20 protein-coding genes are annotated in these 25,033 nt (G+C 72.3%); 8 read left to right on the top strand and 12 right to left on the bottom strand.

Translation table 11 applies throughout. The features are described from left to right. The 5 genes from yidC (at position 1) to I601_RS06265 (ending at position 4,526) form a co-directional block, all read left to right on the top strand. Positions 1–1,005: a membrane protein insertase YidC gene (gene yidC, locus I601_RS06285; RefSeq protein ID WP_068107491.1), complete on the top strand. Its 1,005-nt coding sequence runs from the start codon at positions 1–3 to the stop codon at positions 1,003–1,005. After that, a complete protein-coding gene (locus tag I601_RS06280) occupies positions 1,002–1,616 on the top strand; it encodes a Jag family protein (RefSeq protein WP_418303088.1) in 615 nt (204 codons plus the stop codon). The genes yidC and I601_RS06280 overlap by 4 nt, the downstream gene beginning before the upstream one ends. A gap of 49 nt (positions 1,617–1,665) precedes the next feature. After that, positions 1,666–2,385, top strand: coding sequence for a 16S rRNA (guanine(527)-N(7))-methyltransferase RsmG (gene rsmG, locus I601_RS06275; protein WP_335582184.1), 720 nt, complete (start codon positions 1,666–1,668; stop codon positions 2,383–2,385). 135 nt (positions 2,386–2,520) lie between these two features. Beyond that, positions 2,521–3,513 (top strand): ParA family protein, encoded by a 993-nt coding sequence (locus I601_RS06270; protein ID WP_084527252.1) that lies wholly within the window; start codon positions 2,521–2,523, stop codon positions 3,511–3,513. Further along, entirely contained in the window at positions 3,510–4,526 is a 1,017-nt protein-coding gene (locus tag I601_RS06265) for a ParB/RepB/Spo0J family partition protein (protein WP_068107485.1), read from the top strand. Before I601_RS06270 ends, I601_RS06265 begins: the two co-directional genes overlap by 4 nt. A gap of 81 nt (positions 4,527–4,607) precedes the next feature. On the opposite strand, the gene I601_RS06260 is transcribed toward I601_RS06265, so the two are convergent. Next, entirely contained in the window at positions 4,608–5,381 is a 774-nt protein-coding gene (locus tag I601_RS06260) for a lysophospholipid acyltransferase family protein (RefSeq protein ID WP_068107483.1), read from the bottom strand. Positions 5,382–5,408: 27 nt separating this feature from the next. Continuing rightward, positions 5,409–6,722 (bottom strand): aminotransferase-like domain-containing protein, encoded by a 1,314-nt coding sequence (locus I601_RS06255; protein WP_068107481.1) that lies wholly within the window; start codon positions 6,720–6,722, stop codon positions 5,409–5,411. Between the two features lie 100 nt (positions 6,723–6,822). Here I601_RS06255 and I601_RS06250 point away from each other — a divergent pair, with 100 nt between their 5' ends. Then, on the top strand, positions 6,823–7,506 hold the full coding sequence (locus I601_RS06250; protein ID WP_068107479.1) for a GNAT family N-acetyltransferase: 684 nt from the start codon (positions 6,823–6,825) through the stop codon (positions 7,504–7,506). 56 nt (positions 7,507–7,562) lie between these two features. On the opposite strand, the gene trxA is transcribed toward I601_RS06250, so the two are convergent. From trxA to I601_RS06215, 7 genes are all read right to left on the bottom strand, one after another. After that, on the bottom strand, positions 7,563–7,886 hold the full coding sequence (gene trxA, locus I601_RS06245; protein ID WP_068107477.1) for a thioredoxin: 324 nt from the start codon (positions 7,884–7,886) through the stop codon (positions 7,563–7,565). 116 nt (positions 7,887–8,002) lie between these two features. After that, positions 8,003–8,998, bottom strand: coding sequence for a thioredoxin-disulfide reductase (gene trxB, locus I601_RS06240; protein ID WP_068107475.1), 996 nt, complete (start codon positions 8,996–8,998; stop codon positions 8,003–8,005). Positions 8,999–9,101: 103 nt separating this feature from the next. Continuing rightward, entirely contained in the window at positions 9,102–9,890 is a 789-nt protein-coding gene (locus I601_RS06235) for a hypothetical protein (RefSeq protein WP_068107472.1), read from the bottom strand. A gap of 114 nt (positions 9,891–10,004) precedes the next feature. Continuing rightward, positions 10,005–10,757, bottom strand: coding sequence for an RNA polymerase sigma factor SigM (gene sigM, locus I601_RS06230; RefSeq protein ID WP_068107471.1), 753 nt, complete (start codon positions 10,755–10,757; stop codon positions 10,005–10,007). A 7-nt stretch (positions 10,758–10,764) separates the two neighbouring features. Further along, a complete protein-coding gene (locus I601_RS06225) occupies positions 10,765–12,747 on the bottom strand; it encodes a protein kinase family protein (RefSeq protein WP_068107469.1) in 1,983 nt (660 codons plus the stop codon). Positions 12,748–12,830: 83 nt separating this feature from the next. Then, positions 12,831–14,483: a murein biosynthesis integral membrane protein MurJ gene (gene murJ / locus I601_RS06220; protein WP_237089567.1), complete on the bottom strand. Its 1,653-nt coding sequence runs from the start codon at positions 14,481–14,483 to the stop codon at positions 12,831–12,833. Further along, positions 14,480–16,879, bottom strand: a complete 2,400-nt coding sequence (locus I601_RS06215; RefSeq protein WP_157519931.1) for a DUF6049 family protein — start codon at positions 16,877–16,879, stop codon at positions 14,480–14,482. The genes murJ and I601_RS06215 overlap by 4 nt, the downstream gene beginning before the upstream one ends. A gap of 115 nt (positions 16,880–16,994) precedes the next feature. Here I601_RS06215 and I601_RS06210 point away from each other — a divergent pair, with 115 nt between their 5' ends. Both I601_RS06210 and I601_RS06205 read left to right on the top strand, forming a co-directional pair. Then, entirely contained in the window at positions 16,995–18,407 is a 1,413-nt protein-coding gene (locus I601_RS06210) for a CCA tRNA nucleotidyltransferase (RefSeq protein WP_084528020.1), read from the top strand. A gap of 35 nt (positions 18,408–18,442) precedes the next feature. Further along, complete coding sequence (locus I601_RS06205; RefSeq protein WP_068107462.1) at positions 18,443–18,919, top strand: SRPBCC family protein; 477 nt, start codon at positions 18,443–18,445, stop codon at positions 18,917–18,919. A gap of 122 nt (positions 18,920–19,041) precedes the next feature. Here the strand turns inward: I601_RS06205 and I601_RS06200 are convergent, their stop codons facing one another. The 3 genes from I601_RS06200 to I601_RS06190 all read right to left on the bottom strand — a co-directional run bounded on the left by I601_RS06200 (position 19,042) and on the right by I601_RS06190 (position 25,024). After that, positions 19,042–23,001, bottom strand: coding sequence for a PKD domain-containing protein (locus I601_RS06200; protein WP_084527250.1), 3,960 nt, complete (start codon positions 22,999–23,001; stop codon positions 19,042–19,044). Between the two features lie 212 nt (positions 23,002–23,213). Further along, on the bottom strand, positions 23,214–24,299 hold the full coding sequence (locus tag I601_RS06195; RefSeq protein ID WP_068107458.1) for an inositol-3-phosphate synthase: 1,086 nt from the start codon (positions 24,297–24,299) through the stop codon (positions 23,214–23,216). Between the two features lie 20 nt (positions 24,300–24,319). After that, the gene (locus I601_RS06190) at positions 24,320–25,024 is read right to left on the bottom strand and encodes a PadR family transcriptional regulator (protein WP_084527248.1); all 705 of its coding nucleotides are present in this window, start codon (positions 25,022–25,024) and stop codon (positions 24,320–24,322) included. Positions 25,025–25,033 lie beyond the last annotated feature (9 nt).

The raw sequence follows: 25,033 nt of genomic DNA, 5'->3' as shown, positions 1-25,033 counted from the left end.
GTGGGCATCATCGGCGACATCTTCGGCTTCATCGCGACCCCGCTGTACTACGCGATCTCCGCCGTCCTCATCGGGTGGCACAAGCTTTTCACGATCATCGGCCTGGACCCCGCGGGCGGTGCGGCCTGGGCGCTGTCGATCATCGGGCTGACCGTGGTCATCCGCGCCCTGCTGATCCCGCTGTTCGTCAAGCAGATCAAGGCCAGCCGCAACATGCAGCTGATCCAGCCCAGGGTCAAGGAGTTGCAGAAGAAGTACGGGCACGACCGGGAACGTCTCGCACAGGAGACGATGAAGCTCTACAAGGACTCGGGCACCAACCCGTTCGCGTCCTGCCTGCCGCTGCTGCTGCAGATGCCCATCTTCTTCACCCTGTTCCGCCTGCTCGACCAGGCGGCCAAGAACCAGACCGCCCACGGGTTCCTCACCGAGAAGCTGGCCATCCAGTTCGGTGACTCCAAGCTGTTCGGGCACGTCCCGCTCGCGGAGACCTTCTGGAACAACGGGATCTGGCGCGGCGACGGCGGCGACCTCGGGGTGATGGGTGTGGCCCTGGTCCTGGTGCTCGCCATGACCGCGACCACCTTCTTCACCCAGCGCCAGCTGATGAGCAAGAACATGCCCGCCGACGCGCTGAGCGGACCGTACGCCCAGCAGCAGAAGCTGCTCCTCTACGTGCTCCCCGTGGCCTTCGGCCTGGGTGGCGTGGCCTTCCCGATCGGTGTCCTCCTCTACTGGACGACCTCGAACCTGTGGACCATGGGTCAGCAGTTCTACGTGATCCGCAACAACCCCGCGCCGGGCACGCCGGCCTTCGACGCCAAGCAGGAGCGCGAGAAGGCCAAGGCGGCCAAGCACGGCGTGGTGCTCGCCGTCGACGAGCCGACCGAGGCTCCCGTCGAGAAGCGCCCCGCCCCGCGCCAGCAGCCCAAGAAGCAGACCCGGCAGCAACGCCGGCAGTCCGGTCCCCAGCGGCCGGGCGCCAACGACGGAGGTTCCTCGTGACCCAGGACGTGACCCCAGAATCGATCGACGACGCCGGCCAGGACCTGGCTGACGACGCCGGCCAGAACGAGACCCCGACCGAGACCGTGACGGACGCCCAGCCGGCGGCCGGGACGGACGATCCGGCCAACGCCCGGGAGAGCGAGAGCGGTCGGCTCGAGCGCCTCGAGAACGAGGGTGACATCGCTGCGGACTACCTCGAGGAGCTCCTGGACATCGCGGACTTCGACGGCGACCTGGACATGGACGTCGAGGGCGACCGTGCCGCCGTGTCGATCGTCGGCGCCGACCTGCTGCAGCTCGTGGGTCCCCGTGGCGAGGTGCTGGACGCCCTGCAGGAGCTGACCCGGCTCGCGGTCTACCGTGAGACCGGTGAGCGCTCCCGGTTGATGCTGGACATCTCGGGATTCCGTGCCGACAAGCGCACCCAGCTCGAGGCGCTGGCCAGCGAGAAGTGCGCGGAGGTCCGCGAGTCCGGGCGTCGCCTGGAGCTCGACCCGATGAGCCCGTTCGAGCGCAAGGTCGTCCACGACGCCGTGGCCGCGGCCGGCCTGGCCTCGGAGTCCGAGGGCGTCGAGCCGCGTCGGTTCGTGGTGATCCTCCCTGAGTGACGAGCAGCCCCCGGGCTCGGTTTCACGTGAAACACCCCCCGTGCCCGCCGTGGCCCGGGGGGTTTTCCCGTCGTCCCGGATGGCGCTCGCCGAGCAGTACGCCGCCCTGCTGGCCGACGCCGGTGTGGAGCGCGGGCTGATCGGTCCGCGTGAGGTCCCCCGGCTCTGGGACCGGCACGTCCTCAACAGTGCTGCTGTCTCGACGTGGATCCCCGAGGGTGCGCGGGTGTGCGACATCGGCTCCGGAGCCGGACTGCCTGGCCTGGTGCTGGCGCTGGCGCGCCCCGACGTCCAGGTCACGCTCGTGGAGCCCCTCCTGAGACGCACCACGTTCCTCGACGAGGCGGTCGCCCTCCTGGGACTGACCGAGCAGGTGGAGGTCGTGCGCGCCCGGGCGGACGCCCTGCACGGTGAGCGTCTGTTCGACGTGGTCACCTCTCGTGCGGTGGCGCCGCTGGAGCGACTGCTGGGCTGGTCGATGCCCCTGGTGGCCCCGCACGGCGCCCTGGTGGCGATGAAGGGGTCCTCCGTGGCCGACGAGGTCGAGCGATCAAGGGGCGTCCTCCACGGCTGGGGTTGTGCCGAGCCGGAGATCGGTCGACTGGGGGCCGGGGTGCTCGAGGAGCCGACCTGGGTGCTCCGAGTGGCCTGGGCGGATCCTTCGTCGGTATCGTGGCCGCCGGCGCCCGGCACCTCAGCGGGTCGAGCGTCGCGCAACGGCGGTCGTCGTCCGGGTCCTCGGTCCGGGCGTCGTCGCCCCCAGGCCTGAGGGTCACCCGACGCACCGTGGGGGCTTCGCGGCGACGCACGGACCGGGACCTGTCTCCACAAGTTATCCACCGGCCAGAACGGCGCTCTGAGCGTGGTTGTCCACAGATTTCGAACTTTCTCCACAGGAGGGCCGATGGCCGCCCACGACGATGTTTCACGTGAAACCGGCTCCAGCACGCCGTACCGCGTGCGGACCGCCGGCGACCTCGCCGACGCTCCGTCGGCACTTGCCGACGACGCCACTCCCCTGGCGCGGGCCGCGGAGCACAGCCTGTCCGTGCGCCAGCGGTCTCGGTCGATGCCGCCGGCACCTCGCCCGCGCACGACGCGGATCATGGTGGTCGCCAACCAGAAGGGCGGTGTCGGCAAGACCACGAGCACGGTGAACCTGGCGGCTGCCCTGGCCCAGCTGGGTCAGCGGGTCCTGGTGATCGACCTGGACCCCCAGGGCAACGCGTCGACGGCGCTCAACGTCGAGCACCGACGCGGGGTGCCCAGCACCTACGACGCACTGGTGGACGGCTCCCCGCTCCAGGACGTCATCAGCGTCTGTCCCGAGGTCGAGAACCTGTGGGTGGTCCCCGCCACCATCGACCTGGCCGGTGCCGAGATCGAGCTGGTCAGCGTCGTCGCGCGCGAGGGACGGTTGCGCAAGGCGATCCACGCGCACCCGTGGGTCGGGTCGGCCACCGACGTGGGGGACGACCGCTTCGACTACGTCCTCGTGGACTGTCCCCCGTCGCTGGGGCTGCTCACGCTGAACGCCCTGGTGGCCGGCGAGGAGATGATGATCCCGATCCAGGCCGAGTACTACGCGTTGGAGGGGCTGGGACAGCTGCTCGAGACCGTGGACATGGTGCGCAAGCACCTCAACCCCGACCTGGCGGTCTCCACGATCCTGATCACGATGTACGACGGGCGCACGCGCTTGGCCGCCGGCGTGGCGGACGAGGTGCGCGAGCACTTCGGCGACCAGGTACTGCGCACCTTCATCCCGCGCTCGGTGCGGGTCTCCGAGGCGCCGTCGTACGCACAGACGGTGATGACCTACGATCCCGGTTCGCCGGGTGCCCTGTCGTACCTGGAGGCCGCCCGCGAGATCACCACCCGAGGAGTCACGCTGTGAACGCACCCCGTCCTGCGCCACGACGCGGCTTGGGTCGCGGCCTGGGCTCATTGATCCCGACGTCCCCTCCCCCGGTGGAGGGGCAGCGGGACGACGCGTTCGATGGGCCCGGTCCGCTGGACGGCCCGGGGCCGACGTCGGTGGACGGGGTCGGCGCGACGACCGGTCCTGGCGCCGACGTCCACGGACTCGCCCCCGTCCCCGGGGCGTGGTTCAGCGAGGTGCCGATCGAGCAGATCGTGCCGAACCGGGCGCAACCACGTCAGGTGTTCGACGAGGACGCGATGGCCGAGCTCGTGCACTCCGTGCGGGAGGTCGGGCTGCTGCAGCCGATCGTGGTGCGCCGCTCGGGGCCGGAGAGCTTCGAGCTGGTGATGGGCGAGCGCCGGTGGCGCGCCTGCCAGCAGGCGGGCCTGACGGCGATCCCGGCGATCGTGCGCGAGACCGACGACACCGACATGCTGCGCGACGCGCTGCTGGAGAACCTGCACCGCTCCCAGCTCAACCCGTTGGAGGAGGCCTCGGCGTACGCGCAGCTGCTCGAGGACTTCGAGTGCACGCACGACGAGCTGGCGCAGCGCATCGGCCGTTCACGCCCGCAGATCTCGAACACGCTCCGCCTGCTCCGCCTCAGCCCCGCTGTGCAGCGTCGCGTGGCTGCCGGTGTGCTGTCGGCGGGACACGCCCGGAGCCTCCTCGCGGTCGACGACGCCGAGCTGCAGGACCGGTTGGCTCAGCGCGTGGTGGCCGAGGGCATCAGCGTGCGCGGACTCGAGGAGATCGTGTCCGTTGGCACCCACGGGGGCCCCGGTCCCCGCACCAAGCGCCCGCGGACCCCGGCGCCGGGGCTCTCCGAGCTGGGGGAGCGGCTCGCTGAGCGCCTGGAGACACGGGTCAAGGTGGACATGGGCCGCAGCAAGGGCAAGATCACCGTGGAGTTCGCCTCGATGGAGGACCTCGAGCGGATCATGGACGTGATCGACCCGCGCAACCGCAGGGATCGACCCATCTGAACCACTGCTGAAGCGATGTAGCGATATGTCGCTTTATCGACAAAGCGACATGTTGCTGGCGACCGAGTCGATGGGACGGTCTCAGGCCGACGTGTCGCCCCGGGCTGCGCGCCGCTTGGCGGCGCGAGCCCGCTTCTCCTCGCCGTCGAGGCGAAGCGCCTCCTCGGGGGTGGGGGCGCTGCCCCCCAGGCGGGCCGGGACCCACCAGCTGCCGGGCGGCTGCTCGTCCGCGGGGTAGTCCGCGATCGTCTCGTCGAGCATCGTGGCCATCCGGGCCCGCAGGGCGGCCGTCTCGGCGACGGGATCGCTGCCGTCGGGGTGCAGCGGCTCACCGACGCGCAGGTGGATCGACTTGCCACGTGAGAAGTCGCGGGGGTGGTCCTTGGTCATCATCCGCTGGGTGCCCCACAGGATCACCGGGACGATCGGGACGCCCGCCGCCGCGGCGATGCGCACGGCGCCGGTCTTGAACTCCTTGAGCTCCATGGAGCGTGAGATGGTCGCCTCGGGGAAGATCCCCACCGCCTCACCCTGCTCCAGGTAGTCCACCGCGGTGCGGAAGGACTCGAGACCCTCGCCCCGGTCCACCTCGATGTGGTGCAGGGAACGCATCAGGACCCCGCCGGCGCTGTGGTCGAAGATCTCCCGCTTGGCCATGAAGCGCACCAGCCGCTTGGAGGGGTTCGCGGCGAGCCCGCCGTAGACGAAGTCGACGTACCCGATGTGGTTGAAGGCCAGCAGCACCCCGCCCGTGCGCGGCACGTGCTCGGCGCCCGTGGTCGTGATGCGCTGACCGAGCAGGCGAAAACCGGTCTTCGCCGCCAGGATGATCGGGGGGTACGTGAGATCGAGCACGAGCCCGATCCTGCCATGCCGCCCGGATCAGGTGACGTCGGTGCCGGGCGCGTCGTACCCGGCGGGCAGGCCGCGCTCCGGGATGGTGGTGCCGAAGGTGGCCCTCAGCTCGATCTCGGCCTCCAGGACGCCGGCCAGGCGCCGCACGCCCTCGCGGATCCGCTCCGGCGTGGGGTAGCAGAACGACAGACGCATCGCACCGGACCCGAAACCGTCGGCGTAGAACGCGGTGCCGGGGACGTAGGCGACCCGGGAGGTCACAGCCCGTGGCAGCATCGCCTTGGCGTCGATGCCAGGAGGCAGGCTGAGCCAGACGTAGAAGCCACCCTCGGGGACGTTCCAGGAGCAGCCGGCGGGCATCATGTCGCCGAGCGCGGAGATCATCGCGTCGCGGCGTTCGCGATACATCTCGCGGAACTGCTTGATCTGCCCGACCCAGTCGTGCTTGGCCAGGTACGCCGAGACCGCCATCTGGGAGAACTGCGGGGGGCACAGGGTCGCGGACTCCTGGGCCAGCACCAGCTTCTCGCGCACCGGGTGGGGGGCCAGCGCCCAGCCGACCCGGAACCCCGGGGCGAAGGTCTTGGAGAAGGAGCCGAGGTAGATCACGCCGTCGGCCTCGTCGGCGCGCAGGGCCCGCAGGGGCTCGCGCTCGAAGCCCAGCAGTCCGTAGGGGTTGTCCTCGAGGATGAGCACGCCCTCGTCGCGGCAGATCTCGAGGACCTCGGTGCGCCGCTGCGCGGACATGGTCACGCCGGCGGGGTTGTGGAAGTTCGGGATCGTGTAGAGGAACTTGATCTTCTTGCCGGCTGCCTTGACGGTCGCGATCGCGTGGCGCAGCGCCTCGGGCACCAGCCCGTGCGCGTCCATCTCGGCGTGCACGACCTCGGCCTGGTAGGCGCGGAAGACGCCCAGTGCGCCGACGTACGACGGGGCCTCGCAGATCACCACGTCGCCGGGATCGCAGAAGACCCGGGTGACCAGGTCGACGGCCTGCTGGGAGCCCACGGTGACCACGACGTCGTCGGGGTGCGCCTCGATGCCCTCGAGCCGCATGACGTCGGTGATCTGCTCCCGCAGCTCGGGCAGGCCCTGGCCGGACCCGTACTGCATCGCCACGGTGCCCTGGTGCTCGACCAGGTCGCTGATGGCGCTGCCGACGACGTCCAGCGGCAGTCCGGAGATGTTGGGCATGCCGCCGGCCAGCGAGACCACCTCGGGGCGCGAGGCGACCGCGAAGAGCGCTCGGATCTCCGAGGCGGTCATCCCCGCCGTGCGCGCGGCGTAGAGGTCGACGAAGGAGTCGAGGCTGGTGTGCGAGCGCGCGGGTGAGGAATCCATGACAGGTCTAGCATGAGGGATGGACGGCCTGCGTGCACGCGGAGATCGCGGTGTGGGCGAGTCGATCGGCTCACACCGGCGACGAGGGTAGGTGAGGTGCGTGTCCCGGAAGATCGTGCGGATCACCGTGGACCTGCTCCAGGAGCTGGACGCTCCCTGCCGCACCTGCGCCCTGTGGCAGCTCGACCCGGTGCGCCGCTCCCGGTCGTGCAGCGACGCCGAGGCACTCCACGAACGGGCGTCCTGGTTGTCGGAGGTCCTGCGCGAGTGGGGTTCGTGCGGACGGGTGGTGCTGGTCGACGGCCGGGCGGTGGGGCACCTGCTCTACGCGCCGCCGGCGCTGGTGCCTGCGGCGGACGGCTTCGCGACCTCACCGGTGTCCCCGGACGCCGTCCTCCTGGTCAGCGGGTACGTCGACCCCGCGCACACGGGGGGCGGCCTCGGCCGGGTCCTGGTGCAGGCCATGGCGCGCGACCTGCTGGGCCGCGGGGGGATCGGGGCGGTGGAGGCCTTCGGCCGGGCGACCCCACCCACGGGCTCGCCCCGGGCGCTGCTCGCCGCGAGACCGGGCACCGTGGCCGGGTGCGCCCTGCCGGTCGGGTTCCTGAGCGGCGTGGGGTTCGGCACCGTCCGCGCGCACCCGGTGACACCACGGATGCGGATGGACCTCGACGCCGCCCTGACCTGGCGCGACGAGGTGGAGGCGGCCATCGCGCGGCTGCGGGGGGTGGTGCGTCCCGTCCCGGTGCCGGCCACCCAACGCAGCCGACCCCCGTCACCGTGAGGTGACGAGGGTCGGGGTGCGCTGGTGGGGCCTGCGTGAGCAGGCTCCGTGCCGGCTCAGATGAAGTCGGCGAGCTCCTTGAGCAGCGCGGCCTTCGGGCGCGCGCCGACGATGCTCTTCACGACCTGGCCGCCCTGGTAGACGTTGATCGTCGGGATGCCCGTGACCCGGTAGGACGAGGGCGTCACGGGGTTCTCGTCGACGTTCATCTTCAGGAACGTGATCTTGTCGCTGTGTGCGCCGGCGAGCTCGTCGAGGATCGGCGAGACCTGACGGCACGGACCGCACCACTCGGCCCAGAAGTCCACGAGGACCGGCTTGTCGGCCAGGAGGACCTGCTGCTCGAACTCGGCGTCGGTGACGGCTGACATGTTGCCCATGGTGGACCTCTCAGATCTGTGGGGTGGGACGGGTTCCGGAGCAGGGCTCCAGGGGGTCGTTGCGAGGTGGAACGCCGCCGGGCGTCGTGATGTTCCCCGGTGCCCGGCGGTCGGGCTCAGGCCCCGACGACCTCGGCGTCGGCACGCTCCTGGGCGTCCGCGGGCGAGGAGGCGACGTGCTCGAGCTCGGAGAGGTAGCGCTCGGCGTCCAGCGCCGCCGCACACCCGGTGCCGGCCGCGGTGATGGCCTGGCGGTACTGGTGGTCGACCAGGTCGCCGCAGGCGAAGACGCCGGGCTGGTTGGTGCCGGTGTTGGGGTGCTGGGCCAGCACGTAGCCGTTGTCGTCGAGGTCGACCTGTCCGGTCAGGAGCTCGGAGCGGGGGTCGTGGCCGATGGCCACGAACAGCCCGGTGGCGTCCAGCGGACGCAGCTCACCGGTGCGGGTGTCGCGCAGGGTCAGCGACTCCAGGCGATCGGGGCCGTGGATCTCGGCGATCTCGCTGTTCCACAGGATCTCGAGCTTGGGGTCCGCGAACGCCCGCTCCTGCATGATCTTGGAGGCGCGCAGCTCGTCGCGGCGCACGATGAGGGAGACCTTGGAGCCGAAGCGCGTCAGGAACGTGGCCTCCTCCACCGCGGAGTCGCCGCCGCCGACGACGGCGATGTGCTGGTCGCGGAAGAAGAACCCGTCGCAGGTGGCACACCAGGAGACACCGCGACCGGAGAGCTCCTTCTCGCGGGGCAGCCCCAGCTCGCGGTAGCCGGAACCGGTGGCCAGGATGACCGCGTGCGCCTGGTGGGTCTCGGTGGCGGTGCGCACGGTCTTGACGTCACCGGTCAGCTCGACCTCGACGACGTCGTCGGAGACCAGCTCGGCGCCGAAGCGCTCGGCCTGGGCGCGCATCTCGTCCATCAGGGCCGGGCCCATGATGCCGTCGCGGAAGCCGGGGAAGTTCTCGACGTCGGTGGTGTTCATCAGCGCACCACCGGCGGTCACCGAGCCCTCGAAGACCAGCGGGTGCAGGTTGGCCCGGGCTGCGTAGACCGCCGCGGTGTAGCCGGCAGGCCCCGAGCCGATGATGATGACGTTGCGGATGACGTTCTCGGACATGCGTCCAGCTTCTCCTCGGTCTGGGGGTGGACCGGTTCCCGGTCCGCTCGGTCCAACCGATCCTAGGGGAGTGGCATTCCCGGGGGACCGGGTCGCACCCGTGTCAGCGGCGCGGGAGCGTGGTGGTGCGCAGCACGCCGCCGGTGCCGCACTGGAGCAGGTCGACGACCTGGCTGTCCCCGGCGGGTGGCCGGAAGGCGAGCACGGCCGCGTCGTTGCCGCTCAGGACGGCCACCAGGATGCCCTCGCCCCACGCGGCCGGCGCACAGTCCCGCCAGGCGCGCAGCACCGGGCGCGGCGCACCGCGGAGGCGCTCCAGCCGGGCCGAGGGCGCCCCGCCGTCGCGCACGGCACGCTGCTGGAGCCGGGTCACGTCGTCGCCGAAGGCCTTCTCCGAGATGCGCGGCAGCCGCCCGTCGAGGACCACGACCCCGCGGGTGGGCCCCTGTCGACTCAGGCTGCGCCCGGAGGACAGGCTGTCCTGGGCCGCCTTGCTCCCCTCGCCCGCATCGGCGCTGGTCTCGCTGCGGTCCGGGGACTCGTCCCGGTCGCTGGACTCGGCCACCCCGGCACCGGCCTCGGGCGAGGAGGCGTCACCTCCGGACCCGGCGCCGTCCAGGTCGACCACCTGGCCGAGGCCGATGCCGACCACCACGACGGCTGCGGCGGCGACGAGCATCGACGCGACCCGTCGGCGGCGTGCGGCGGCGAACTCGAGCACGCCGGTGCCGCTGATCCCGCTGGGCACGTCCTCGCCGGCCTCGAGCCTGCCGAGCACCTCGTCGAGCCGGGCGCCCACGTCGGCCGGGACGGGCGCCTCGTGCCGGGCGTCGGCGAGCAGGCGCCGGAGCCGGGCCTCCTCCTCGGGGGAGGGAGCGACGGGAGCGGTCATCTCGCCTCCTTCAGTGACGGTGGGTGTCCGGGTGGACGACGGACCATCCTCCCCCGTGTCCTCCGGCGGTCGCTGGCCGGGGTCGGCCACCGTGCCGGGGGTGAGGGGCTGGTCTCAGGGCTGTTGGTCGGGCTGCTGGTCGGGCTGCTGGTCGGGGTGGGGTGCGGGTGGTCCGCGGGGGTCGTCAGGTCGGACGGGTGAGGCGGCGAGGGGGTTCCCCCGGCCGGGCTCGGCCGGGTCCCGGTCGGCGTGGTCGTCGACGCGGACCAGGTCACCCAGCTGCGCGGCCAGGCGGGCGCGACCGCGGGAGCACCGGGACTTCACGGTGCCCACCGCGCAGTCGAGCATCAGGGCCACCTCGGCGACCGGGTAGCCCTCCATGTCGACGAGCACGATCGCGGCGCGCTGCTCGGCCGGCAGCGTGGCCAGTGCGTCCAGCACCGCGCGGCGGCGCTCCAGGCGCACCGAGTGCTCGACGGGGTCCTCGGTCTCCGGGGTCGCGGTGCGGGTGTCGCCGCGGTCGCCGTACTCCTCCAGGTCGTCAGGGAGCCGTTCGGTACGTCGTACGCGGGCGGCGCGCATCCGGTCGAGGCAGGCGTTGACGACGATGCGGTGCAGCCAGGTGGTGACCGCTGCGTCGCCGCGGTAGGAGCCGGCGCGACGGTACGCCGCGACCATGGCGTCCTGGAGGCCGTCGGCGGCGTCCTCGTGGTGGCCGGTGGTGCGCAGCGCGACGGCCCAGAGCCGGTCCCGGTGGCGACCGAACAGCTCGCCGAAGGCTCCTCCGCGTCCCGCCACGTGGGCAGCCAGCAGGGCCCGGTCGTCGAGCTCGGCGAGCGGGCGGGCGTCCTGGCGGTGGCCCCTCACGGGACGCTCACCCGAGCACCCGGATCTCGGAGACCTCGCCGCGGAAACCGTCGCCGACGTCGGGCAGGGAGGTGAACCACACGGTCAGGTAGCTGCCGGCCACGGCCTCGTCGAGCTCGATGCGCTCCTGGCTGCCTGCCGAGACGTCCGCGACCGGCTCGAGGTCGGCGATGCCCGTGGGCGGCTCCTCGGTGACGTAGAGCTGGACCTGTGACCCCTCGCCGACCAGCTCGAGCTCCACGGCGCGGACCTCGGCGGGGGAGCCGAGGTCGACGACCAGCCCGAGACCGGTCTTGAGCCCGCCCGGACCGAAGTTCTGGTCGTAGGTGTTGGTGCGCCAGCTGGTCGAGGGGTCGCCGTCGACCGCGTTGGGTGCCAGGTCCGGGTTCTCCTCCGGCGGGTCGGCCTGCGGGTCGAAGTCGGCGGCACTGAGTCCGCGCAGCGGCTGCGGCGTGCTCGAGGGCGAGGAGCTGCTCGAGGAGCCCGACGACGCCTCGTCGTCGGGGACGGAGCCCAGCGGTGTCCGGCCGCGACCCACGTTGAAGGCGACCGCGACGGCCACCGCCAGGAGCACCCCGGCCAGCAGCAGCGCGGCCAGGCGGAAGGTGTTGCGGCCGGGGACCTCCTCGTCCTCGGGCGGCGGGTCCGACCCGAGCACCCCGCTCCCGGTGTGCGTCATCGAGCCCGGACCACCGGTGCCGGTGCCGGTGTCCCAGGGCCAGTAGTCGCCCTGTCCGCTCGACGTGTGCGCGCCGGGACGCGATCGTCGGGCAGGGGCCCCCTCGGGCGGGTCCGGGGCGAAGAGGGGACGCGGCTCCGGGTCCTCCAGGGGCGGCGGGGGCGGCCCGGGGGTCGGTCGGTGGGTGCGGTCCTCGCTGGTGCCGAACGACGGGAGCCCCGCCTCGGTCGGGAGGTCCACCGACGCGGGCGCGTCGGTGCCGGCGGGGGTGCCGCCGGCCGGGGTGTCGGTCCCGTCGGGGTCAGCGGCGTCGTCGGGCTCGGCGGTCGTGGGCGTGTCGATGGAGGCAGCCACGGTGGGGGCGTCGAGGGCCGGGTCGCCGGCCCGGATGACCCGGGTCGGTTCCACGTCCGGCTCCGGCTCCGGCTCTGCCTCCGGCTCGGGCTCGTCGGCGGGGCGCAGGCCCAGCTCGGGCACCGCGCTGAACCGCACCGGGCCGGTGCCCCGGGAGACCAGGCGCTCGACCAGCGACTCGGGGATCCCCGTCGGGTCGCCGACGAAGTCCTCGAGCGCGGCCGCCAGGCCACGCGCCGACTCGGGGGCGCGCAGCCCCCGGCCCCGTCCGGTGAGGTCGAGCACCTCGTCGCAGAGGGTGTCGAGCTGGCGGGGGATGCCGGCACGCACCTGGCGCGGGCGCAGCACCCGGCCGTGCTCGCGGGGCGCGGGCGGCACGGCCGAGCCGGACGCGCCCGCCCACCGACCGGTCAGGGCGGCGTACAGGAGCCCGGCGAGGTCGGCGACGTCGTCCTCGACGCGGCCGTGGGGCACGCCGTGCAGCGCGGCGTCGACGCTCCAACCGATGACCCGGATCGAGCCGTGCAGGTCGACCAGCACGTTCTCGGGGTTCAGCCGGCCGTGCGGCACCCCGGCGGCGTGGGCCACGGTCGTGGCGGCACCCACCTCGGCGACCAGCCAGGCCGCGCGTCGGGGCGGCAGCACCCCGCCGGCGCCGAGCATGATGTCCAGGGAGGTGCCGGCGCCCCACTCGTTGACGACGTAGCAGAGGCCGTCGACCTCCTCGGCGTCCAGGACGCGCAGGATGTGCGGGTCCAGCACCGCTGCGGAGCGCCGCGCCGCGGCCAGCAGGCCGGGGGCCCGCGGGTCGTCGGCGCCGATCACGTGCAGTGCGACGTGCCGCTCGAGGATCCGGTCGTGCGCTCGCCAGAACCGCCCGCTCCCGCTCTCGCTCAGCAGGTCGACGAGCCGGTACCGACCGGCGAGCACGTCACCGGGTCGGATCGAGTGGTGCACTGCGCTCCTCCACGGGCTCGGCGGGCCGACTGCTCACCCCGGCGGGCCGAGGCGCCACCGGGCTCCTGGACATCGTAGGGGGGTCAGTCCCGTTGCGGGGCGGGGGCGCGACGGGTGAGGGTGCGCAGCACGTCGGTGACCTCGCGCAGCCGCACGAGGCGGGCCAGCAGGAGGAAGGCGGCCACGTCGACGACCCCCACCACCAGCACCCGGAGCCCGGCCATCGACCGGCTGTCCTCGGGCCCCACGTGGTGCAGGCCCCAGGCCACCGCGGCGGCGAGCGCGGTGGCCAGGAGCACCACCAGGACGACGCGCACGACGAAGCGCAGCAGCCGTCGGCCGCCGAGCCCACCCACCTGGCGCGAGAGCACGGAGTAGGACACGAGCGAGCCCACGGCGTACGCCGCCGTGTAGGCCAGGACCAGGGACGGCGCGGTCGCGGCGGGACCGGTGAGGTTCACCAGCACCAGGGCCACCACGACGTTCGTGGCGCCGACCGCGCACTGCACGAAGAAGACGGTGCGGGTCTGCTCGAGTGCGTAGAAGCCGCGCAGGACCACGTAGTGGACCGTGAAGAACACCAGCCCCGGCCCGAACAGCGCCAGGGTGGCCACGTAGTTGTCGACCGAGTCCGCGGCGGCGCCGTACCCGAAGAGGATGCGGGGCAGGTCGGGCGCGAGCAGCGGCAGCAGGGCGGCGAAGGGGACGATCACGGCGAGCCCGGTGCGCATCGTCGACGACAGCGTCTCCGCCAGGGCGCCGAGGTCCTGGGCGGCGGCGCGCGCCGAGAGCCGCGGCAGGATCGCGGTGGCCAACGAGACGGTGATGATCGAGTGCGGCACCATCACGATCAGGAAGGCCGCCGAGTAGACCGTGGCGCCGGTGCCGTCCGGGTCGCCGCCGGCGGTGCCGGTCGAGGCGAGGTTGATGACGACGGTGTACGCCGCCTGGTTGACGATCACGAAGCCGACGGTCCACATGCCCAGGCGCAGGGTGTGGCCCAGGCCCGCGCCGCGGAAGTCGAAGCGCGGCGCGTAGCGGAAGCCGGCGCGGCGCAGGTAGGGCAGCAGCACCAGCAGCTGGAGCGCGATGCCGGCCGTGGACCCCAGGCCGAGGAGCAGCTCCTGGGAGCCGCTGAAGCCCGCGAACTGCTCGGACTCGCGTGCGGCGCCGAAGACCAGCAGGTAGACGACCAGGGTGGTGACGGCCACGACGTTGTTGGCGATCGGCGCCCACATCATCGGGCCGAAGGTGCCGCGGGCGTTGAGGATCTGCCCGACGAGCACGAACATGCCGTAGAAGAAGACCTGCGGCAGGCAGTAGCGGGCGAAGTCGACCGTCGACTCCTGCACGTCAGGGGGCCAGTCGGTCGTGTAGAGGCCGACGACGAGCGGGGCCGCGATGACCAGCAGCACCGTCACGCCGGCCAGGAACAGCCCGGCCAGGGTCACGATCCGGTTGGTGTAGGCCGCGCCACCGTCGTCGTCGTGCTGCAGCGCGCGCACCAGCTGGGGCACCAGCACGGCGTTGAAGACGCCGCCGGCCAGCAGGATGTAGAGCATGTTCGGGATCGTGTTCGCGATGTTGAACGCGTCCGCGTGCAGCAGGTTGCCCAGCGCCGCGGCCAGCAGGGTGGCGCGGAGGAAGCCGCTCAGGCGCGAGAAGGTGGTGCCGGCGGCCATGACGGCCGACGAGCCTAGGATGCTGGAGCGCTCGTCGTCGGTGCTGGTGCTCACGCCCGGTCCTCCGGCTCGTCGGCGGGCTGGTCCTCGGGCTGGTCGTCGGGGTGGGGGTGCTGCTCGGCGCGGGCCGCACGCACGCGGCGCACGAGCCGCACGGCGATCGCCCCGAAGAGCAGCACGGCCCCGGAACCCATGATCAGCCAGATCACGCCGCTGACCTGCGCGGCGCGGATCGGGACCACGTCGATGCTGCCGAGGGGCACGTCGTTGACGTCGGTGAGCACCAGGGTCACGTTGTGCACGCCCTGCTGCTCGGTGGTGGCGTTGAGCAGCACCGTGGTGCTCCCCCCGGCCGGGATCTCGATGCTGTCGGGCACCCGCAGCGTCATCGGCTGGTCCGAGCGCGCGTCGAGGCGCACCGTGACGCTCTCGTCGAGACCGTTGGTGATGGTGGCCGGCAGCCGGCCGCTGGCGCTCGAGAGCGTGACCCCCGGTGGCGCGGTGACCTCGACGGCCCCGAGCTGCTCCCGGATCACCTCCTCCGCCGCCTGGGCCGAGCGCAGCGCCGCGGCGCGGATCGGGCGGGTCAGGTAGGAGGCGGTCGGGTAAGCCTCCGCCGAGACGACGGAGGCGATCCGGTCGTTGAAGGTCAGCAGGTCCTGCAGGTTCTGCCCGACCTCGACCAGCTCGGACACCGCCGTCAGGTCGGCCGGGCCGAGCTCGGCGTCGAGCTGTCCCCTCGGGTAGGTGAGCTCGGCCGCCTCGACGGGCCGGGCGCGGCGGTCGGCGGTGGCCTCGGCGACGGTGTCGAGGTCGACCCAGTCGGTGGCCAGGGCGTCGAAGAAGGCGGCGGGGTCGGTGTCCGGCGCCCAGCCCAGCGGCAAGGTGACCACGAGGGGGGAGCGCCGGCCGGTGTCGAGCAGGCGCACCGCGGCCTCGCTGAGGATCCGCTGGCGCAGACCGAGGGACGAGAGCCGCGGCCCCGGACCGGGGCCGCCGTCCACGGCGCCGGAGGAGGTGAGCACCACCGTGCGGCCCAGGACCGAGGCCACCGCCGGCAGCGGGTCGTCGGCGCGCTGACCACCGAGCATCCGGTCGGTGAGCAGGATCGTCTCGTCCTCGCGGACCATGTCGAGGGCCTCCACCGGCAGGAAGCCCAGCGGGGAGGCGAGAGCGGGCTGGGTGCTCAGCTCGATCCCTTCCAGCTCCGAGCCGGAGCGGCGGCGCGCGGAGCGGTAGACCTCGGGGGCGAACCGTGCGGCCGCCGCGACGTCGAGGTCGCCGTACGGCAGCGCGAGCACCTGCGAGCCGGAACCCACGGCGTCCTGCAACGCGTCGAGCCAGTCGGCGGCGCTGAGCGCGAGCGCACGGGCCTGGGGGTCGAGCCCGGCCAGCTCGTCGGGGTCCTCGAGGCGGGGCGGCACCGTGCCGGTGTCCTGCTCGGTCGGGCCCGGGGCGGGGTCCGTCCCCTCGGAGCCGCCGGACGTCGGGTCGTCCGTGGACGGCGAGGCGTCACCGGGGTCGCCGGTCGCCGTGTCGTCGGGGGAGCCGGGGGCCGACGTGTCGTCCGCGTCGGGTGCGCCGGGGTCGCGCGGGTCGATCGTGGGCGTCGTGGAGCGCGCCGGGTTGCCGGCGGCCAGTCGTCCGGCGGCGTCCGTGACGGCGGGGTCGACGAGCCAGGTCAGTGACCGGCCCTCGGCGCCGGCGCCGAACGCGACGAGGTCGGCGAGGCTGCCGCCGGGTGCCAGGGCCTCTGCCCACGACTCGAGCCCGGCCACCCGGCCGTCGGCGTCGTGGAGGACCCGACGGCGCAGCGGCACCACCACGGAGACGGGGAGGCTGCGGTCCTCGGCGCCGACGTAGGGCAGGAAGGTGCGGGCGCGACCGTCGGCGTTGGGGTCGCGCCCGTCCACGCCCTGACCGAGGGCGTGCACGCCGAACCAGTAGACGCCGCGCTCGTCGACCTCGAGGCGCGACCGGGCGACGGTGAAGGAGTAGCCGACCGACTCCCCGGGCTCCAGGGTGTCGATGACGGCGTAGGGGCCGGGGTCGGTCACGCGCTCCCCGACGAAGTCGAGGACGTCGGTCTCGCGGGCCAGGCTGAGCTCGGCGGGCGTCGTGAGCGGCGTGCTGCCCAGGAACGGGTAGAGGTTGATGGTCGTCCAGGTGTCGTCGTCGACGTTGGTGACGCTGCCGCTGACCTCGAGGGGCCCGGAGCGGGGCAGCTCCCCCGGGGTCAGGGCGTCGATCGTGACCCGGAGGGGCTCGACGTCCTCGTCCGCCGCCTGGGCGGTGCCGGCGAGGGCGGGCGCCGCGAGCGGCCCGGTCGCACCGCTCGACGCGGCCAGACCCGCCGTTCCCGTCAGCCCGGCGAGGACCACCGCCAGGAGCCCTCCAGCGACCCGGCGCGCGCCCGTGCGGGCAGGCAGCAGCGAACGGGGGAGAACCACGCCACGACTCTAGTGGGGCGGGGGTGCGCGGCCGGGAACCCTGCACCACGGAGGCGTCCCCCGGTGGCGCATAGACTGCCCCCCCGTGCCCCACGACGAGCCCGCCCCCCTCAGCATGGTCGAGGTGCAGCGATCGGTCGCCGCCGAGCTGGACCGCATCGGCCCCGTGATCGACGACCTCGGCCGCCGCTTCACCGACGCCGGCCACGAGATCGCCCTCGTCGGCGGCCCGGTGCGCGACGCGATGCTGGGTCGCCGCCACAACGACCTCGACCTCACGACCTCGGCGCACCCCGACGAGACCGAGCGGCTGCTCAAGGGCTGGGCCGACGCGATCTGGGACATGGGTCGCGACTTCGGCACGATCGGGTGCCGCAAGGGCGAGTGGCAGGTCGAGGTGACGACGTACCGCTCGGAGTCCTACGACCCGTCCTCGCGCAAGCCCGACGTCGCTTTCGGCGACACCCTGGCCGGGGACCTCGGTCGCCGCGACTTCACCGTCAACGCCATGGCGGTACGGCTGCCGGGGCGCGAGGTGGAGGACCCCTACGGCGGCATCCTGGACCTGGCCCACCGCGTGCTGCGCACGCCGGGCACCCCGGAGGACTCCTTCTCCGACGACCCGCTGCGGATGATGCGGGCGGCCCGCTTCGCCGCGCAGCTCGGCTTCGAGGTGGACGCGTCGGTGGTCCGGGCGATGACCGCGATGGCCGAGCGGATCGACATCATCTCCGCCGAGCGGGTGCGCGACGAGCTCGTGAAGCTGATCATGTCGCCGTTCCCGCGCCGTGGGCTGACGCTGCTGGTGGAGACCGGCCTGGCCGAGCGGGTGCTGCCCGAGCTGCCCGCGCTGGCGCTGGAGCGCGACGAGCACCACCGCCACAAGGACGTCTACGAGCACTCGCTGACGGTGCTGGAGCAGTCGATCGACCAGGAGGAGCGCCTCGGCGGGCCCGACCTGGTCTCGCGCCTCGCGGCGCTGATGCACGACGTCGGCAAGCCGCGCACCCGCCGCTTCGTCGACGACGGCACCGTGACCTTCCACCACCACGACGTCGTCGGTGCCAAGCTGACCCGCAAGCGGATGAAGGCGCTGCGCTTCTCCAACGACGAGATCGACGCGGTGAGCTCGCTGGTCGAGCTGCACCTGCGCTTCCACGGCTACGGCAGCGGCGAGTGGACCGACTCGGCCGTGCGCCGCTACGTCCGCGACGCGGGCGACCAGCTCACCCGGCTGCACGTGCTGACCCGCGCCGACTGCACGACGCGCAACCGACGCAAGGCCGAGAGCCTGCGCCGCACGTACGACGACCTGGAGGCGCGCATCGACCGGCTCGCCGAGGCCGAGGAGCTCGGCGCGATGCGCCCGGACCTCGACGGCAACCAGATCATGGAGATCCTCGGCGTCGGGCCGGGCCGCGAGGTCGGCGAGGCCTACCGGCACCTGCTCGAGCTGCGGATGGACGACGGTCCCCTCGGCGAGGAGCGCGCTCGTGAGGAGCTGCTCGCCTGGTGGGCGCAGCGCTAACGGCCGGAGCCCCGGGTTGGGTACGGTCACCGACCATGACGACTGCACCCAGCACCGGTAGCGACCTGCACGCAGAGATCGAGGTCGACGCGACCCCGGCCCAGACCTGGGCGTTGGTCAGCGACGTCCGTCGGATGCCCGAGTGGAGCCCGCAGGTGCGTCGTACGTTCGTGCCCGGCGGTGCCGTGCGCCAGGGCAGCCGGATGATCAACCTCAACCATCGCGGCTGGATGCACTGGCCGACCCAGGCCCGGGTGGTCCGCTTCGAGCCGCACCACCAGATCGCCTTCCGGGTCGTGGAGAACCGGACCGTGTGGTCCTACACCCTCGAGCCCCTCGACGGCGGCACCCGCACCCGCATCGTGCACCGGCGCGAGAGCCCCGACGGTGTCTCGAAGCTGTCGACGGGCCTCACCAAGGTCGCCTTCGGCGGCGTGCCCGCCTTCACCGACGAGCTGCGCGAGGGCATGCAGCGCACGCTCGAGCGGATGAGCGCGGCCCTCACCTCCTGACCGCTGTTGGTCGAGCAGTGAGGAGCGCCAGCGACGAGCGTCGTCGACGCCCGGTGAGGTGACCGACGGCGACGGCGCCGGCCCCCGGGGGGACCGACGCCGTCGGTTGGTGCTGGTGGTGGCTACTTCAAGGTGACGAAGCCGTCCACGTAGGCGCTCCCCGAGCGGACCTTGAGGACGAGGGTGTGCTCCCCGCCGCCGAGGCCGGTGAAGACGCGCTCGAGGGAGACGCGCCGCGAGGGCTCGGCGCTGCGGAACGAGATGGTCCCGACGCGCTTGCCGTCGACGAGGACCTTCGCCGAGCCGCCCGCCCTGTCCGTGCCGTGGACGACCGCCGCCTGAGGTCCGCTGAAACCCAGGCGCAGGACGTCCTTGCCCTTCCCTTGCCCCTTCGCGGCGTTGTCGCAGTAGTTGCCGCCCGGTCCGCGCTGCGAAGCGACCGTGCGCCAGCTGCCCGAGCGCCGCACCGCGCCGGACTGGCAGGCCACGAACCGGTGCACCCGGAACCGGATGGTGTCGGTGTCGGTCGCGCCGGACTCGTCGGTGACGGTCAGGCTCACCTTCTGCACCCCCGCCTCACGGAATCGGTGCGTGGTCCGGCGACCCGTGGCGTCGACCGTGGTCCCGCCGTCGTGGAAGTCCCAGCTGTAGTCGAGGTCCTTCGATCCGGTCTCGGCGTCGCTGGACCGCTTGCCGGTCAGCCGCACCGAGCGCGCGGTGGTGGCCCGGTCCGGCTTGGCCCGCGCCGCGGCGGTCGGGGCGGTGTTGTCGCTGCCGGCCTCCCCGGTCACCGTGACCGTCACCGACGCGGTGTCGACCGCACCCTGCGGGTCGGTCACCGTGACCGTGGCGGTCTTCGCTCCCACCGAGCCGTACGACGTGCGCACGACCCGGCCGGTGGCGTCCTTGGTGCCGCCCCCGTCGCCGAAGTCCCAGCTGTAGTCCAGGTCGGCCGCCGGGCTCTGCGCATCGGTGCTGCCCTCGGCCGAGAGCGTCACCTCCTGGCCGGGGCGGACGGTGCTGGGCGTGGCCCTCGCGTCGGCCTGGGGCGCGGTGTTCTGCCCACCCCCGCCGGGCGCCTCGGTCAGGTAGCCGTAGTTGAACTCGCCGCAGCCCTTGCCGATGGTGAGGTCCACAGCACCGGTCAGGTTGTTGGCCGGGGCCGCGTCGGCGCCCGCCATCTGCTTCACCGAGAAGCCGAGGCAGCCGAACGCGAACTCCCAGCTGCCCGACGTGGTGCTCGGGTCGGAGTAGTTGTCCACGTGCGGCTTGGCCGGGTCGTCGGAGAACGACGACCGGGCCGCGGCGGTGGTGAACGCGGCGTCGTCCAGGTCCGGGGTGTCGCTGCCCGGCGTGGGTGTGGAGTCCAGCGGCGACTGGGCCGGCGGGTTGTCGGTGCCGGTGTTGCCGTAGCCGTGCGCCTCGTCGGTGTAGCCGAGGTACAGCCCGGCCTCGAAGGCAGCGCCCCCGCGGTCGGCCTGCCCCAAGCCGTCGAAGTCGAAGCCGGACCGGTCGCGCATCTCGAGGTAGTAGGCGTGGTCCTGCTCGGAGCCGGCGCCCGCCTGCAGGAACTTCCAGCCCTGGGTGCAGCTCTGGGCGGTGGTCAGGTCCTCGCGGCACCCACCGTTGAAGATGCGGTCGTCGTCGGGACCGCCGCTGGTCTCCAGGTCGGTGACCAGCACGTCGTACGCCGGCTTGCCGGGTTCGGTCACGGTGACCTTGAGGTCGTCGACGAACCAGCCCGGCCGGGCCAGGCCCGGATCGGTGGCGTAGCTGAACCGCAGCGCACCGGCCGGCTTGCCGGCCAGCTCGCTGATGTCGTACCGGTCGGCGAGGAACACGGCGTCGGGGGTCTCACCGGCCTTGCGGTCGATGGCCTCGGAGCCGGCCTGGTAGCTGCCCGAGGTCCCGGTCAGGCCGTTGTCGAAGGTGGCCTGGCACTGGTTCTGGTTCGGGTTCCCGGCGAGCGGGTCGGTGTTGGAGGTCGTGTAGCCGTTCTCCGACCGGTTGGAGCTGTAGGTCTTGCCACCGTCGGTGGTGGTGAGCACGAACCCGTAGTCGTAGTCCCACTCGATGTCCCACCAGGACTTCATGGACAGCTCGACCTTGCTGCCCGCCGGCAGCGTGGCCAGCTGGGGGATCGACACGTCGAGGTTGCGACCGCTCTGCGGCGCACACCCGAAGTCGTTGCCGGACCCGGACCACCAGGCGTGGGTCCTGCTCGCCTTGTCGCCGGAGTCGAAGACGGCCGGGTCCAGCAGCTGGCGACCGGGCAGCTTCGCGACGTACATCTGCGAGTTCTGCACCCGCCCGTCGACCCCCTCCTCCAAGGTGTACGGCGTGCCGTCGGGGCGCTGCCAGGTGAGGGTGTCGATGTCGGTCTTGGAGTCCTTCCACCCGGTGACCGAGGTCGAGGAGTCCAGGACCTGCGGCACGACCCAGCCCATCTCCTGGCGGGAGAAGGCGTCCATGTTCTGCGACTGGTCGGTCGCCATCAGGTTCCAGTCGCCATAGGTCTCGCGGCTGCCGGTGGAGTAGAAGTCGGGCAGCCCCAGCGAGTGGCCGTACTCGTGGCTGATGACGCTGGCGGCGTCGATGGCCGTCTCGGGGTTGACGTTGTAGGGACCCACCCGCACGAAGACCGTGAGGGCCTTGCCCGTGTCGGCGGTGGTCATCGTGGTCCGCGTGGTGTCGGTGTACCAGAGCGGACGACCCTCGAGGTCCTTGAGCTGGTCGTCGGTGGTGAAGCCGGCGAGCCCGGTCTCGGGGTCGGTGTAGTAGAACTCCAGCGACGAGGAGTGCGGCCACACGTTGTCGTACGGCGCATCCGTGTACTCGCAGCCGGCCACGCTCAGCTGGGAGGCGCCGTTGCCGCCGCAGCCCGCGAAGACGGCCATGAAGAAGTCGACGACACCGTCCTTGTCGGTGTCGAAGTCGCTGTAGTCGACCTCGGGGTCCGCGATCGCGGCGGCGTCGTAGACCATCTTGCCGGGGGTGCCGCAGCCGCTGTCGATGGCCTGGAGGGCGCCGACGCCGGCCAGGGCGCCGATCAGCGCGGTGCCGTTGGCGTCGGCACCGTAGTAGGCGGTGTTGCCGGGCAGGTTGTAGACGCCCTTGGTGATGCGCTCGGTGTAGGCCGGACCGCCGACCGTGCCGGGCGCCGGGACGGGACCGGTCTTGGTCACGCCGCCGGTGCAGGTCTGGCCGGGCTGGACCTGGGTGAAGTCGAAGCCCGGTCCGTAGGTGAAGTCGGTGCCGTCGAGGCCCGCCGAGGGCACGCTGCCCTCGGGGAACAGCTGGCCGAGGCTCATCTCCTGGAAGAGGTTGAAGGTGGAGCCCGGGTAGTCCGGGTCGTTGACGACCTTCTCGAGCTGGTCGCCGGAGTGGTTGCCCTGGTAGGCGCGGTCGCGGTACTGCACCGGGACGATCGGGAAGGGCCGGTCGCCGTACCGGGCGGTGTCGTAGACCTCGTTCGGCGGGATCACCTTGGGCCCGTGGCTGGTGACGCTGGTGCTCTGCTGGGCGCGGGTCACCTTGGCGGTGCTCGACAGGTCGCGCCACACGAGGGTGGGCTCCGCGGCCAGGGTGTCGGCCCGGTGCTCGAGGACCAGCGTCACGCGGGCGGGGGAGGTCGCGGTGCCGGCGGGCACCAGCGGCAGGCTCCAGGTGACGGTCCTGGCGCCGCCGGCGGGGACCACCGCGGTGGTGCCGCTGGGCGGCCGGGCCGCGGTGATGGTGCTGCCGCGCGGGGCGGTCACGGTGATGCTGACCCCGGTGACCGGCGTGGCGCCGGTGTTGGTCACCAGGATGCGCGAGGGGTAGGACTCGCCGGGCTTCACCCAGCCGACCGAGGAGACGAAGCTGTTCTCGATGCCGAGGTCGCCGAGGGCGGCCTTGCTGGGCGGCGCCTCGATGGCGCCGGGAGCAGCGGCAGCGGTGGCGCTGCTGCTCGCGGCGGAGACGGTGGCGGGAGCCGCAGCGGCGCTGACGCCGAGGGCGCCGAGACCGGACAGTGCGGTGGTGCCGGCGGCGAGCAGGGCGGTAGCCCTCAACCGCCGGCGGTGGCGGGGTGTGGGAGTCATGGACGTCCTCGAGACAGGCGCCGTCGGTGTGGGCGCGTACCCACGGCCAACGACCCCGCGCGGGCCCGGGTTACGACGTCGCCGCGATCTTCACCCCCCGGGAGGGACCCGGCCGCGGACGACGAACGGCGCGGACCCGTGCTGGGTCCGCGCCGTTCGTCCTGCAGAGCCGGCTCAGTCGGGCCGGGTGCGGTGCTGCTGGTGGGGAGGGCTCACTCCTCGCCGGCGATGAAGGCCTCCACGCGGCGGCGGCCCTCGTCGTCGGGGAGCTGCACCGGGGGCGACTTCATCAGGTACGACGACGCCGAGATGATCGGGCCGCCGATGCCGCGGTCCTTGGCGATCTTCGCGGCGCGCAGGGCGTCGATGATGATGCCGGCGGAGTTCGGGGAGTCCCACACCTCGAGCTTGTACTCGAGGTTCAGCGGGACGTCGCCGAAGGCGCGACCCTCGAGGCGCACGTAGGCCCACTTGCGGTCGTCGAGCCACGCCACGTGGTCCGAGGGGCCGATGTGGACGTTGCGGTCCGAGATCTTGTTCGCGAGCTCACCGGTGAGGTTGGAGGTCACGGCCTGGGTCTTGGAGACCTTCTTGGACTCCAGGCGCTCACGCTCGAGCATGTTCTTGAAGTCCATGTTGCCGCCGACGTTGAGCTGGTAGGTGCGGTCCAGCGTGACGCCGCGGTCCTCGAAGAGGCGGGCCATCACGCGGTGGGTGATGGTGGCACCGATCTGGCTCTTGATGTCGTCGCCGACGATCGGGACGCCGGCGTCCTCGAACTTCTTGGCCCACACGGGGTCGGAGGCGATGAAGACGGGCAGCGCGTTGACGAAGCCCACGCCCGCGTCGATGCAGCACTGCGCGTAGAACTTGTCGGCCTCCTCGGAACCCACCGGGAGGTAGGAGACCAGGACGTCGACCTCGCGCTCGCGCAGGACCTGGACGACGTCGACCGGCTCGGCCGCCGACTCCTCGATGGTCTCGCGGTAGTACTTGCCGAGACCGTCGAGCGTCGGGCCGCGCTGGACGTCGACGCCCAGCGTGGGGACGTCGGCGATCTTGATGGTGTTGTTCTGCGACGCGTGGATGGCCTCGGAGAGGTCCTTGCCGACCTTCATGTCGTCGACGTCGAAGGCGGCGACGAACTCGACGTCGTTGACGTGGTACTCGCCGAACATGACGTGCATCAGGCCGGGGACGGAACCCTGCGGGTCGGCGTCCTTGTAGTACTCGACACCCTGGACGAGGGAGGTGGCGCAGTTGCCGACTCCCACGATTGCTACTCGAACCGAACCCATCGGGTCGTTCCTTTCCTGTCTCACGACTCACCGGCTGGAGAGCCGGCCTGTCGAGCTGTGGTCGCCGGCACCTCGGATGAGGCTGCCGGTGGGACGTGCTGCTGGTCGTGCTGGTGGTCGTGCTGGGGGACGTGTGGGGGGTCGTGCGGAGCGGTGCTCCCGAGAGCCGGGTCCGTCCCGGAGGGCGGCACCGCGCGCTCGGCGTTGATGAGGTCCGAGAGCCACTTGACCTCGCGCTCGACCGACTCCACGCCGTGGCGCTGCAGCTCCGCCGCGTAGCTGTCGACCTCCTTCTGCGTCATCGACAGCTGGCTCTGGACGCGCTCGAGGCGCTCCTGGAGCCGGGTGCGGCGTCCTTCGAGGACGCGCAGACGGATCTCCATGTCGGTGGAGGAGAAGAAGGTGAACCGGATGTCGAAGTTGTCGTCCTCCCACGCGGTCGGACCGACCTCCATCATCAGGTCGTGGAACTCCTGGTTGCCCGCGGGCGTGACCTGGTAGGTGATGCGCGGACGCCGGCTCACGGTGGTGCGCGAGGGTGCCAGCTCCTCGATCAGCCCGGCCCGCAGCATCTTCTTCAAGGTGGGGTAGAGCGAGCCGTAGGACAGCACCCGGCCCCAGCCCAGCATCAGGTTCAGCCGCTTGCGCAGCTCGTAGCCGTGCATGGGTCCCTCGTGCAGCAGTCCGAGGACTGCGAGCTCGATGGTCTCTCCACGACGTGCCATGAGACGTAT

It is taken from the genome of Nocardioides dokdonensis FR1436, assembly GCF_001653335.1.
Lineage (GTDB): Bacteria > Actinomycetota > Actinomycetes > Propionibacteriales > Nocardioidaceae > Nocardioides > Nocardioides dokdonensis.
This window is presented reverse-complemented; position numbering and strand designations above follow the sequence as displayed.